This window comes from Candidatus Chlorobium masyuteum (assembly GCF_011601315.1).
Classification (GTDB): Bacteria; Bacteroidota; Chlorobiia; order Chlorobiales; family Chlorobiaceae; genus Chlorobium; species Chlorobium masyuteum.
In genome coordinates, this window is sequence record NZ_JAAORA010000008.1 from 22,247 (window position 1) to 34,991 (window position 12,745).

A 12,745-nucleotide genomic window follows, 5' to 3' on the forward strand; every position below is an offset into this window, starting at 1 on the left:
AAATGTTTTTTCTGAATGGACTCTCTTGCTACGTACTGTCCGCTTACATCACAAAACAGATGCTGAACGATGCAGTACAAAAAAGCTATTAAAGAGAATACAAAACTATAACAATATCGTCAAATCCAGTGCATTCATGCAGGATAACGCTGAATCGAGACCCTTCCGGTTATCATCCTGCACTCGCCACTTGACAGAGTTATTTCAGAGTTATTTCACTTACAACACAACAGCCAAAAGCAGCTAAACTGTTGATATTATTGGTTTTAATAAAATCAGCCAAGGAAGTTAGTTGAAGCTGTTTTGTACGTCCCGGAAGTCGGGAGTTCGCAAAAGAATCTGGATTAGGCAGGGAAAGCCTCTACAAAGCCTTACGGATCGGCGCTCACCCTCGTTTTGAAACCATCAAGGCTGTCCTGCATGCCCTTGGCGTTAAACTGACTGTTGTTTCTGAGCACAGCGTGTGATATGTCTGATTCTGCAATGGAGAGGCCACTCCCCGGAATCCGTTCATAACCCTGCTATTTCAGCTCCCCCTCACATATTATGCTGACTTAATCTGTATTGTGAGCAATGTAAGAATATACACGAACTTCTTCTCTTATTAAACAACGTCCCCAAGTCCCACCACTCGTTTTGAAACCATCAAGGCTGTCCTTCATGCCCTTGGCGTTAAACTGACTGTTGTTTCTGAGCACAGCGTGTGATATGTCTGATTCTGCAATGGAGAGGCCACTCCCCGGAATCCGTTCATAACCCTGCTATTTCAGCTCCTCACCTATTATGCTGACTGAATCTGTATTGTGAGCAATGTAAGAATATACACGAACTTCTTCTCTTATTAAACAACGTCCCTAAGTCTCCCTCTGATAAACCAAAAGCACCGTACTATGTTGAGCCTGGTTTATGCCTGTGGTTTAAGACGAGGCGAGTTATTGGATTTGAAACCCGAAAATATTGATTCACAACGACATCTGTTGATTATATTGAATGCCAAAGGCAGGAAGGACAGGGTAGTTCCTATTTCGGACAAAGTAATTACCATGCTCCGCGAATACTACAAAGCCTACAAACCAAAAGTATGGTTATTTGAAGGCCAGGAACCCGGTAAGCAGTATAGTGAAAAAAGTATTCAAAGTGTATTGAAACAAGCGATTGAAAAGGCGAAAATATCAAAGCCGGTAACTTTGCATTGGTTGCGACACTCTTACGCTACACACCTTTTGGAATAAGGAACAGACCTCCGGTATATTCAGGAACTGCTGGGGCATAAGAGCTCAAAAACAACCGAGATTTACACACACGTTACCGAAACAAGTCTGCAAAAGATTAAATCACCTTTTGATGATTTGTAACAACAATGATTATTTTTGCAAAAAATATACCTGATGACAGTCAGGCCTATACGACTGGATTGGCTCTGTAAGGATGATTTCGTTAGGGGTATATACAAGTTAGTGGCTAGGCTAAAACAACACAGACTAACAATAAAATAAATGGAACAAATATTGACAATTTTAGGAACTATCGCTTCACTTGGAGGTATACCTCTATCTATTTATCTATATCTAAAATCTAAGGAAGCAAAGTTTGACAAAATCAAAAAGGAAATTGTAAGGACACTTTCTTATCAGATTGGAGAGGAAAGAGAAATCACTGCATTTGAAATCCAAACAGTAATCAACTCAAAACTTCGAGAAAATCGATTTAAGACGAACTCTGTAAACATTGATGAAATTGTAGAAGATTTGGTTTCGGAGACAATTTCAAGTCCAATGATTGACAGGAATAGGAAAAAAATAATTCTTGACAATCTTAAAAATATATATGTCAAAGGTGAAATTCTGGAAAAACTTGACAGTATTAAATTTACAGGTGAAGAGAAAGTTACTTGGGAAAATCTAGAACCCAAAATTAAAGACTTAGTTGCAAGTAGAAAAGGACTTGATGATAAAATAAGAAGTATAGAAGAAAATAGAGAAAAATCGTATGAGCGTATTTCAACTTGGTTTGCGACTATTTCGGCTGGGTTAACAATAATAGCTGGCGTTGCTGCTATCGTAGGACAAGAATCATTTCAAAAATTATTTGAACAACTAAACCAAAACAAAGAAACAACCCAAATCGTATTCGCTCTAATGACAGGAATAATTACTAGTATTCTTTCTGGGTTGCTGACTACTTTATTAAAACGAAAACAAAATGCTGATAAGTCAAAAAATAAATCAGAAAAATAGCCCAGCCACTAACAGCACCTACCCAAAAGTGGCGGTTCAGTGGTTAAATCAAGCCTTGTGCTTCTATCAAAGTTTGTGCTTGGTTGACAGTGAAGTGCTTCGAAATCGCCACCTTCGGGTAGCTGCGAGACGTTACCATCCATATTATGAAAGAACTCCAAACACCTACAAATGAGCTTGTTGACGAATATATCGACAAATTCAATAACGATGCACGATACTATCTGGCTGACCAAGCAATCATTAATCTATTTCAGAAATTCCCGGAGAATAGAAAACTTGAAGACATTCTGCTGAAAATCAGTGTCATAAACGACTTATATAGCACGAATATTTTCGGAACTTTTATTATGGCGAGACACATTCTGAGTTTACAGATCGACAATGCACTCTTGACAGCCGACCCGAAAATAGTAAACATGATTGCGACTGGACATGGAATTTCAAAACCTAAAGGAAATGGTGACAGAAACTTTTATTCATTCGCAACAAAATATTGCAATTGGCATAACAAAGACAATTATCCAATTTATGACAGTTTTGTTCACAAAATTCTTATCGCCTTCCGAGACAAAGATAGTTTTTCAGAATTTGAAGAATCGGACTTGAGAGACTTTCCTAAATTCAAACTAATAATTACAGACTTCAAAAATAAATATTCACTTTCAAGTCATACACTGAAAGAAATTGATAAATTCCTATGGATGTATGGACAGACAATATTCCCAAACAATTACGGAAAGAAAGAAATACGGATGGTAACAAACGCTATAGCAAATGCGGGTTTGCGTGCTCGTTGAAACATTTGAATTCTTTACATACATTTGTGCTGGCAGACAGTTGAACAACAATTTATTCCCGCACTTGCCATAGCGTCAACCGTTATGTGCAAGCCTAAAACCGAGAAATCGATATGAAAGAATTAGAAAATATTAGTTCAGGAGCAAAATTTGTTAGAGCAGATTTGCATATTCATTCGTTTGGAGATGAAGGTTCTTATGACGTATTTGATACGACCATGACACCTGAAAACATTGTCGCCACTGCTTTGAGTAAGGGTTTATCAATGATTGCTATCACGGATCACAATGAAACTCTAAACGTTAAAAGAGCGATTAAATATTCTGAAGGCAAACCAATAATCGTTATACCAGGGATAGAAGTTAGTACAACACAAGGCCATCTTTTAGTTTATTTTGAAACATTAAACGATTTACAAAACTTTCGAGGGAAACTAAATATTTCGGTAAACAAGGATGTATGTAGTCAAGGAATAGTTGATTGTTTGAATCTTGCTGCATTGCATAATGGATTTGGCATTTTAGCTCATATTGAACTGTCATCTGGTTTTGAAAAGACTATTGGAAGGTTTGGACCACCAATAGAAGAAATAATGAAACACCAAACATTATTAGGTCTTGAAATCAGCAACAAAACTTCTATTAATTTTTATACAGATGATGATGATAATGCTGAAAGAAAAAGACTTTTTCATTTAAGGGTTAAAGCATTAAATCTTCCAAAAGATTACGACATTCCTAAACTTATGTCGTCAGATTCCCATACTCTATCTAGCTTAGGCACGAATGCTGATGGAGAAAATAAACTTACAAGAATTAAGGTTGAGACATTAACTTTCCATTCGCTAAGAATTGCGCTATTTTCAAGTAATTCAAGAATTAGGATAGAAAATTTTATTCCAGAGAGAACTCCTAAGTTTTTAGGAATGAAATTGGAAGGAGGTCTTCTTGACAAACAATTAATTCGGTTCAGCGACAACCTTACTTGTATCATTGGAGGTCGTGGAACAGGCAAATCAACGCTTTTAGAAGCTTTAAGAGAAACCTCTGGCAATAATTCACTTTCTAAGGTTGTTGATTCAGATGTGTGGCCAGAAAAAATTACCCTATATTATGAAGACGAGGCAGGTCAAATTCATACGCTTACAAGAGAAAAAAATTCTGAAGTCATTAATCCCACTGACCCTATTAATGGTTTATTAAGAGTGCCAATCGAAAGTTATGGACAAGGAGAAACCGCTGAAACTATCCAGCATAGCGACAACAATCCGCAAGTATTGCTAAATTTTCTTGATTCTTTTATCGATATTAAATCTTTAATATCAGAGGAAAGCGAAGTAAGGGAACTTATCTTTCAAAATCAAAGTGAAATTAACAAGCTAAGATTAGAAGTTTCTAATATTCCAGAAACTGAAAGACAAAAGAAAGTTCTTGAGGCAAAACAAGAGCAACTTAAAAAAGATAAGGCTGGTGAATTAGTAAAATATCAAATGGCTTTATTAAAAGAGAGAGAAATAAGAAAGAATATAGTTAACGATTTAAATGAATTAATCAAAAGGTATGGCACTATTTTATCCGACAATTCAGTTTTTCAAAATTTTAAAAAACTTACAGATTCTGAAATTATTGTTGGGAAAGAATACTTTGCAAAAGTCAAACAATTAGTAGCGGAATTCTCTAAGATTGTTTCATCAAAATCAACAGAACTTAACGATTCACTGAAGATAAAAGTTGAAGAATTAAAAACAGAAATCTCGAATTGGTCAGAAAAGGAGAAATCTATACAAGATAAAATAGACGAGAAAAAGCTTGACTTAGAATCAAAGGGTATTCCTTTTGATTTAGGGAAAATTAATCAGATTGCACAAGAACTTCTTTATTATCAAGACAGACTTCGCAAACTTCAACTAAGCAATGCAGATTTACAACAACTTTTACTAAGCAGAAACGAACTATTAGGTAGACGTAAAGATTTGAAAAACAAAATATACTTTACGAGAAAGCATTTTGGCGACACCGTAAACTTAAATCTTAAAAATACAGTTGATGGTTTTTTTGTCAGTTTAAAATATAGTCAAGGAACATATTCCCCTCAATTTGCAGAACACATAAAATATATAATGGATTGGCGAACTGCAAAGGTTATAAAGTCAGATTATATTGAACGGAGTTTTTCCCCAATTAAATTAGCTCAATTTATAAGAAATCGTAATCTTGACCCATTAAAAAGTATAATTGATGCAGATTCTATTCGAGTTCTTAATGATGCAGATATTTCAAGTATTTATGTTAAATTGAGTCAGAATAACTGTTTTGAAGATTTGGAATCAATAAAATTTGAAGACAGGCCGTCAATTACTGTAACCAAAATTGTTAAGGACGAATTTACTGGTAATGAAAAGATCTTTACTAAAAGTTTATCACAATTATCCCTTGGTCAACAACAATCTATTTTGCTGGCAATTCTTTTGCAGTCAAAAAGTAAATATCCCCTTATAATTGACCAGCCAGAAGACAATTTAGACAGTGAATTCATTTATAAGACAATTGTTGCCAACCTCAGAAAAATAAAAGAGAACAGACAAGTTATAATTGTCACTCATAATCCAAACATTGCAGTTTTAGGTGATGCTGAATTAATTACGCCTTTGAAGAGTACAAGTATTAAATCAATTATTTACGATAGAGGTTCAATAGACAAAAGTGAAACGCGTAAATTATGCTGTGACATATTGGAAGGTGGTGTTCAAGCATTTAAAAAAAGATTAGATATTTATGGAATCAAATAGAAAGAGAAGGTCAGCACATAACAAACGCTATAGCAAATGCGGGTACCCGTGTTCGTTGAAACATTTGAAATCTTTATATACATTTGTGCTGGCTGACAGTTGAGCAACAATTTATTCCCGCACTTGCCATAGCGTCGGCCGTAACCGGCAAGGCTGAAAAATAGTGAAAAGGGCAACTTCGGGGACACCCGCGACAAACTCTACAAAATGTGGGCAGAGGGCGGGACGGTATTGATAACGATCAGTTACATCAAGCAGAGAAACGCTTGAACAGAGATGCCTCCTTTCAGTTCGGCATGACACCTTGAAGAGAGTGGACGAAGAAAAAAAGTGCTGAGTAGCGAGTGGCGGGTGCTGAGTTGAAGAGAAAAGGAAAAGGCAGATTATTAACAAGAAATGGGCGAAATGACACGAAAAAAATAAGAAGGATGTGGACAGAATGGACAAGATCAAATGAAGGCGTGAGGTGTTGGCTTCTGGTTTGCTGCCAACATTTCGCCCCCCTGAAGCTTTAATATTGAATCCGGGGGGCGAGTAGATTCAGGCCAGTTCGGTGCTCCAGGTGATTTTGCAGCCGGAGCCGCGGAGCATGGCAGCGACGCTGCAGTACTTCTCCATGGAGAGTCCTGCGGCTTTTTCGAGGTCGGCAAGGGTGCCGTCAGGGCTCTTCATGCGGTACCTGATGTGGATCGAAGTGAACACCTTCGGATGCTCCTCTGCCCTTTCAGCCTCAAGGTCGGCCTGAAGCAGGGTCAGCTCCTTTCTCATCTTTTTGATGATGGCGATAACATCCATCATGGAGCAGGCGCCAAGCGCTTCAAGCACCGTATCCATTGGCGTGGCATATTTGGCGGGGCCTGAAAAATCCATGGTGGCGTCAAAACGGGTCTTCTGGCCCTTCTCGTTGACGCCTACGAGGGGTAACTGGCCTTTGAAGGTAACGGTTGTGTGCATAAGTTAAAATCTGTTTAGTGTTTCAATTAGTGCGTTTGGCGGTACTCGAAATCCTCATGTACCGGGTGTACATTCCGGTTCCTCTGTTCCCTCCGCCTTCTCCTTGAACCCCTCACGACGATTTTGAGAAGTACAGGAAATAAAATAATACTTCTATCCGCTCAAATCCCCTGACTGCCGTTGGGGGCTACCAATATCTCGCTCCTGTAGAACTTGATAGATAATGCTGCAACGTGCAACTTTGTTGAAACTTATAGAAGAGAGGGCAAGTTACCTTCAATACAAATTGTAGATCGAAAAGAGTACATTACTGCATGTGCAGAATGGTACAGATCAAGAGAAGGAACAAGAATAACTGCTGCCCATGAATGATCTTTTAGAAAAACCGAGAAGAGTCTACGTTTCACGAAAAATAGAGTTCAATGCTGCGCATCGGCTTTTCAATCCTGACTTTACAGATGAAGAGAACGGTGAAATTTACGGAAAATGCAGCAATAAAAACGGGCACGGCCACAACTATCTGCTTGAAATCACCCTTTACGGCGTGGTTGACCCGAATACCGGCTTCCTCTTTGACCTCAAGGAGCTGAAGGGTATTCTTGAGGAGGAGATCATTGAGCGGTTCGATCACCGCAACCTCAACCTTGATGTGCCGGAGCTGAGGGAGTGCGTGCCGACAACCGAAGTGCTTGCGGTGCTGATATGGGATATACTCGAACAACGACTGCGTAACATCAATAACCGGGAGATTTCTCTCCACGAAGTAACAATATATGAAACAGGAAAAAATTCCGTCCGCTATCTCGGAGAGTAACCCGCTCCCTACAGGACGCGGAAGCTGCTGCGATGATGATGAATGTTATAGAGATACACCCGAGACCGAACCGCATGTTCTCGGAGGCCTCACCGAAGCGGTGACCGCCATGCTTGAGGGGATCGGCGAAGACCCCCATCGCGAAGGGCTGCTGAAAACTCCCGAGCGGGTTGCCCGCTCCATGCGCTTTCTGACAAGGGGATACAGCCAGAATCCGGAGGAGCTGCTAAAAAATGCAGTCTTTACCGAGTCATACGACGAGATGGTGCTGGTGAAGAATATCGACATCTTCTCCATGTGCGAACACCACATGCTCCCCTTTTTCGGCAAGGCGCATATCGCCTACATTCCCGACGGAAAGATTGTCGGACTCTCCAAACTTGCCCGTGTGGCTGAGGTCTTTGCCCGCCGCCTTCAGGTTCAGGAGCGCCTTACCCAGCAGATACGCGATGCCATACAGAGTGTGCTCAACCCGAAAGGGGTCGGAGTGGTTATTGAGGCACGCCACATGTGCATGGTTATGCGAGGTGTGGAAAAGCTTAACTCCGTGACCACAACATCGGCCATGTCGGGACAGTTTATTACTTCACAGCCGACAAGGAGTGAGTTCCTGCGTTTGATAAAACCTTAAGATTAGTGCTGAGTTTGGCAATGGGATCTCTCTCTAACGTTCGAGATGACAATCCTTGCAAAAGAATTGCTAATACTCTGTCATTTCGAACCCGAGGCACTCGGGAGAGAAATCTCTCTTATGTTGATGGCGCTATCTGCGAAGATCTCTCTCTGGCGTTCGAGATGACACAACAAATTCGTTCGGGATTAAACGTTCGAACTATTCTTCTGCTGAAAGCCAGTTGTCGATAATGGCTCGCCCCTTCTCTACGGCTTCGGGGAGAAGCCCTGCTACTTCGTTGCTCAGATTGAGCGAGAGCGAGAGCTCTCTCGGGGGAATGCCGATCAGCACCAGCTCCTTCGGCATTCTGCCGCGCAGTTTGGCTACACCGATCAACTCGCTGAAGCCCATCTGGTGGGAGCTCATCTTGCGGTGGATGAAGGCGGGAAGCTCTTCGTTTTGATAAACGTAGACGCCTCGGTCATACTCCAGGGGGATAAGAGCGTCAAAGACCATCAGAGCATCGCATGACTCGATAAAGTCAAGCAGATAGACCCCCTGGGTGCCTCCGTCAATAAAGTTGACCGATTCGGGATAGGATGATGATTCACGGAACGCGTTGACCGCCGCCACACCGAACCCCTCGTCGCCATGGAGGGTGTTGCCGAGGCCGATTATGTTGATCTTGCTGTGTTTCAATTGAACTATAATTTATTAACCCCCTCCCCCAACTGCCGTTGGGGGCTACCAATGTCACGCTCCTCTGGAGCTGAAGAAAAAATCAGAGGGTTCACATTACCCTGACCATCCAAACCTGTTGGGGGCTACCAATGTCACGCTCCTCTGGAGCTAAAAAAAGCCCCCGACGAATCGGGGGCAAAAGAGCGATGGAAACAACGTTAACTCGGTTCCTCTTCTACCTTATGCTTGAAGCCTGTTATGATCGATGAGGTGACGCTGGTGCGGTCAACCACATCGTGACGAATCACCGCATAGATGTGCATGATGAAGTAGACCGGGAAGATCCAGGCCATCACATGATGCGCAAAGTGCAGCGAGTAGCTTCCGCCGAAAAGCGGAATCATCCAGCCGAACATGGTGGAGTTAAACCCGCCGGGGTTGTTCTCTCCATACATCGCCAGCCCGGTGAAGATCATGAAGCTGGAGCCGCAGAAAATAAAGATAAAGTGCGCCAGTGCGGCAACCGGGTTGTGCCCCACATAGTTCGGCTCGTCGCTCCTCAGAAAGAGATAGGACTCAACCTGCTCCCGGAAGGGTTTTCCCCACCATGATGGTGACCAGGGCTGGAATCCGCCGAATCGTGCATATTTGTCGTTTCCGAACAGCGCCCAGTAAAGACGGAAGAGGAAGTTGGCGACAAAGATAAACGCTGCAACAAAGTGCATGTAGCGCCACCACGCCATCCCCTTGTACCAGACCGCCTCACCGAGAGGCGGATTGATCAGCGGAGCTGCAATATAGAGGCCGGTTATCATCAGAATCACAATCGAGAGTGCATTGATCCAGTGATAGAGCCTTACCGGCAACCTCCAGACGTAGATCTCTTCAATTATTCTACCCATGAGAAGCTCCTTTTAGACGATTTTAACCGAGGTTATCTCATTGCCGTTCATGTCGAACAAGTGTGAGGCACAGGCCAGACACGGATCGAATGAGTGGACGGTTCTGAGGATCTCAAGCGGCTGATCGGGATTTGCGACAGGCGTACCCTTCAGTGCCGACTCATAGGCGCCGATATTGCCGTTTGCATCACGAGGCGAAGCGTTCCAGGTCGAAGGCACAACAATCTGGTACTCCTTGATCTTCTGATTCTCAATATGTATCCAGTGACCAAGTGAACCGCGTGGAGCTTCGGTGTAGCCGAATCCCTTGCACTCTTTCGGCCAGCTCTCAGGCTCCCACCGTTCGCTGTTGAAGGTGCGGTAGTCGCCGGTTTTGATATTGGCAACAAGCTGATCGTAGTAGTGGCGCATGAAGCCTGCGGTCTGCTTGCACTCAATGCCTCTGGCTGCGGTGCGACCGAGGGTCGAGAAGAGTGCCTCAGGGCCGACTTCAAGCTTGGAGAGCACAAGACCGACTGTATCCTTGATCATCGGGTCACCCTTGGCGTATGCAATGAGCACACGGGCCAGCGGGCCGACCTCCATGGGGTTGTTCTTCCAGCGTGGCGTTTTCAGCCAGCTGTACTTCTTGTCGGTATCGAGATACTGGAACGGAGGTTTCGGGCCGGTATAGTTGGGCGTGGTCTCGCCCTTCCACGGGTGAAGCCCCTTGCCGTCACCACCCTTGTAAGTATACCAGCTATGGCTCACCTCTTCGGTTACCTGTGCGGCATCTCTCGGATCGACATCATGGATGGTGGTGAGATCCTTATTAAGAATGGCTCCTCTCGGCCAGAGCAGGGTCTTGAAGTCGGCAAGCGTGGTCTCGGGGAAATCGCCGTAGCTGAGATAGTTGCCGAGTCCGCCGCCGTGCAGCCACCCTTTGTAGTATCCGGCAATGGCAATCAGGTCGGGAATGTAGACCTGGTCAATGAAGGTCTGGGTGTCGTCGATAATCTTCTTGATCATCGAAAGGCGCTCGATGTTGATAGCCGTATCGCTGTTCGGATCAATAGCGCAGGCCATACCGCCAACAAGATAGTTCGGATGGGGGTTCTTGCCGCCGAAAATGGTGTGAATTTTGATAATCTCCTTCTGGAAATCAAGCGCCTCAAGGTAGTGCGCAACTGCAATAAGGTTAACTTCCGGCGGAAGCTTGTAGCCGGGGTGACCCCAGTAGCCGTTGGCAAAAATACCGAGCTGGCCGCTGTCCACAAAACCGATAAGGCGCTGCTGGAGATCCTTGAAGTAGCCGGGTGAGGATTTCGGCCAGGCCGAGATGCTCTGGGCAATAACGGAGGCCTGTTTGGGATCGGCTTTCAGCGCGCTTACCACATCTACCCAGTCAAGGGCGTGAAGATGGTAGAAGTGTACCAGATGATCCTGCGTCACCTGGGTTGCATTCATCAGGTTGCGGATGATGCGGGCATTGGCAGGAATATCGATGCCAAGCGCATCCTCGACGCAACGAACCGAAGCGAGAGCATGAACGGTGGTACAGACACCGCAGATACGCTCGGTAAATGCCCAGGCATCCCTCGGGTCGCGTCCCTTCAGAATTACCTCGATACCGCGCCACATCGTGCCGCTGCTGTAGGCATCTTCAATAACATTACTCTCGTTCAGCTTTGCCTCTATTCTGAGATGTCCCTCAATACGGGGAATCGGGTCAACAACTATTTTTTTTGCCATTATTCTCTACTCCTGATTAAGCTTTGTCTTTTTCTGAGCTGTCTGCTTTTGCCTTTTTGACTGCGGTTACGGCAGCATGAGCGGCTGCGCCTGCGGCGGCTGCACCGACTGCAACAATACCGATCTTGTCAGCGTTGCTGTCGCTTCCGAGGAACGAAACTTCAGCCTTCCGGGTGTAGAATGGTCCCTTGTCCCAGAAATTGGGCTCGGAGCAACCGATACAGGGGTGGCCGGAGCCGATCGGGAAGCTTGTACCTCCGTTCCACTGAATCTTGGAGCAGGAGTTGTAGGTTGTCGGTCCCTTGCATCCCATTTTGTAGAGACACCACCCCTTTCGGGTGGAGTCATCGTCAAAGCTTCTGACAAACATTCCGGCATCAAAAAATGCACGACGGTAGCACTTGTCGTGAATGCGGGTGTTGTAGAATGCTTTTGGACGTCCAAGCCGGTCAAGTTCAGGCAGGGTTCCGAAGGTATGGAAATGGGTGATAACACCGGTCATCACCTCCGAAATCGGAGGACATCCGGAAACCTTGACAATCGGCTTGTCCTTGACAATCTCTGAAACCGGAGCAGCGCCTGTCGGATTCGGGTGGGCGTTCTGCACGCATCCGAATGAGGCGCAGTTGCCCCAGGCAATAATTGCGGCGGCATCAGCGGCAGTCTCTTTCAGGGTATTGAGGAAGGAGTCGCCTCCGACCATGCAGTAGACACCGTCATCCTTTGTGGAGGCATTGCCTTCAACAGCCAGAATGTACTTGCCCTTGTAATCCTTCATGATCTTGCGGCGTACATCCTCCAGCTGCGTGCCTGCGGCTGCGCTGAGCGCATCATCGTAGTCAAGGGAGATCATGTTGAAGAGCAGGTCTTCGATTGTGGGGTGGGAGGAGCGGATAAAGGATTCGGTACAGCAGGTACATTCAAGTCCGTGAAGCCAGATAACCGGAGTTCTCGGCTTTTTCTCCATGGCCTCGACAACGCTCGGTACCATTGATGGTGAGAGGCCCAAATAGACCGAAGTCATGGTACAAAATTTCAGAAAGTCCCTGCGACTCACTCCCCTGGCCTGGAATATCTCGGCAAAGGTCTGGTTGCTTTGCATGTTTACCTCCGTATTAAGTAAAAAAGCGATTTATCGGAAAGTCATATTGTAATACCATTTAAGAGCAAGAACAGTTGAAACGGGCCTCCATTGCGGAGGATCAAAAGCACATTTTTTAAATT

Annotated in this window: 10 protein-coding genes and 2 pseudogenes; 7 read left to right on the forward strand and 5 right to left on the reverse strand. The window is 44.2% G+C overall.

Annotated elements, in window-relative coordinates:
- Window positions 1-314: 314 nt before the first annotated feature.
- The 5 genes and pseudogenes from G9409_RS10820 to G9409_RS10840 form a co-directional block, all read left to right on the forward strand.
- Window positions 315-467: pseudogene (locus G9409_RS10820) on the forward strand (addiction module antidote protein); the annotation flags it as partial.
- Window positions 468-890: 423 nt separating this feature from the next.
- Window positions 891-1,355: pseudogene (locus G9409_RS10825) on the forward strand (tyrosine-type recombinase/integrase).
- Between the two features lie 141 nt (window positions 1,356-1,496).
- Window positions 1,497-2,237 (forward strand): hypothetical protein, encoded by a 741-nt coding sequence (locus tag G9409_RS10830; RefSeq protein WP_166808776.1) that lies wholly within the window; start codon window positions 1,497-1,499, stop codon window positions 2,235-2,237.
- A 146-nt stretch (window positions 2,238-2,383) separates the two neighbouring features.
- Window positions 2,384-3,037, forward strand: coding sequence for a hypothetical protein (locus G9409_RS10835; RefSeq protein WP_166808777.1), 654 nt, complete (start codon window positions 2,384-2,386; stop codon window positions 3,035-3,037).
- A gap of 113 nt (window positions 3,038-3,150) precedes the next feature.
- Window positions 3,151-5,826: a TrlF family AAA-like ATPase gene (locus G9409_RS10840; RefSeq protein ID WP_208019721.1), complete on the forward strand. Its 2,676-nt coding sequence runs from the start codon at window positions 3,151-3,153 to the stop codon at window positions 5,824-5,826.
- A 540-nt stretch (window positions 5,827-6,366) separates the two neighbouring features.
- Here G9409_RS10840 and G9409_RS10845 read toward each other — a convergent pair.
- On the reverse strand, window positions 6,367-6,780 hold the full coding sequence (locus G9409_RS10845) for an OsmC family protein (RefSeq protein ID WP_166808778.1): 414 nt from the start codon (window positions 6,778-6,780) through the stop codon (window positions 6,367-6,369).
- A gap of 364 nt (window positions 6,781-7,144) precedes the next feature.
- Between G9409_RS10845 and G9409_RS10850 the strand changes: the two genes are divergently transcribed.
- Complete coding sequence (locus tag G9409_RS10850; RefSeq protein ID WP_166808779.1) at window positions 7,145-7,594, forward strand: 6-carboxytetrahydropterin synthase; 450 nt, start codon at window positions 7,145-7,147, stop codon at window positions 7,592-7,594.
- Entirely contained in the window at window positions 7,554-8,225 is a 672-nt protein-coding gene (folE, locus tag G9409_RS10855) for a GTP cyclohydrolase I FolE (RefSeq protein WP_166808780.1), read from the forward strand. Before G9409_RS10850 ends, folE begins: the two co-directional genes overlap by 41 nt.
- Before the next feature lie 201 nt (window positions 8,226-8,426).
- Here folE and G9409_RS10860 read toward each other — a convergent pair whose 3' ends face one another.
- The 4 genes from G9409_RS10860 to G9409_RS10875 form a co-directional block, all read right to left on the reverse strand.
- Window positions 8,427-8,906 (reverse strand): HyaD/HybD family hydrogenase maturation endopeptidase, encoded by a 480-nt coding sequence (locus tag G9409_RS10860; RefSeq protein WP_166808781.1) that lies wholly within the window; start codon window positions 8,904-8,906, stop codon window positions 8,427-8,429.
- A 200-nt stretch (window positions 8,907-9,106) separates the two neighbouring features.
- A complete protein-coding gene (cybH, locus tag G9409_RS10865) occupies window positions 9,107-9,790 on the reverse strand; it encodes a Ni/Fe-hydrogenase, b-type cytochrome subunit (protein ID WP_166808782.1) in 684 nt (227 codons plus the stop codon).
- 12 nt (window positions 9,791-9,802) lie between these two features.
- The gene (locus tag G9409_RS10870; RefSeq protein ID WP_166808783.1) at window positions 9,803-11,521 is read right to left on the reverse strand and encodes a nickel-dependent hydrogenase large subunit; all 1,719 of its coding nucleotides are present in this window, start codon (window positions 11,519-11,521) and stop codon (window positions 9,803-9,805) included.
- Between the two features lie 16 nt (window positions 11,522-11,537).
- Window positions 11,538-12,623, reverse strand: coding sequence for a hydrogenase small subunit (locus tag G9409_RS10875; RefSeq protein ID WP_166808784.1), 1,086 nt, complete (start codon window positions 12,621-12,623; stop codon window positions 11,538-11,540).
- Between the last annotated feature and the right edge of the window lie 122 nt (window positions 12,624-12,745).

Coding starts and splice junctions, on each gene's coding strand:
- G9409_RS10830 (WP_166808776.1), top strand. CDS start 1,497: ATGGAACAAATATTGACAATTTTAGGAACTATCGCTTCACTTGGAGGT.
- G9409_RS10835 (WP_166808777.1), top strand. CDS start 2,384: ATGAAAGAACTCCAAACACCTACAAATGAGCTTGTTGACGAATATATC.
- G9409_RS10840 (WP_208019721.1), top strand. CDS start 3,151: ATGAAAGAATTAGAAAATATTAGTTCAGGAGCAAAATTTGTTAGAGCA.
- G9409_RS10845 (WP_166808778.1), bottom strand. CDS start 6,780: ATGCACACAACCGTTACCTTCAAAGGCCAGTTACCCCTCGTAGGCGTC.
- G9409_RS10850 (WP_166808779.1), top strand. CDS start 7,145: ATGAATGATCTTTTAGAAAAACCGAGAAGAGTCTACGTTTCACGAAAA.
- folE (WP_166808780.1), top strand. CDS start 7,554: ATGAAACAGGAAAAAATTCCGTCCGCTATCTCGGAGAGTAACCCGCTC.
- cybH (WP_166808782.1), bottom strand. CDS start 9,790: ATGGGTAGAATAATTGAAGAGATCTACGTCTGGAGGTTGCCGGTAAGG.
- G9409_RS10870 (WP_166808783.1), bottom strand. CDS start 11,521: ATGGCAAAAAAAATAGTTGTTGACCCGATTCCCCGTATTGAGGGACAT.
- G9409_RS10875 (WP_166808784.1), bottom strand. CDS start 12,623: ATGCAAAGCAACCAGACCTTTGCCGAGATATTCCAGGCCAGGGGAGTG.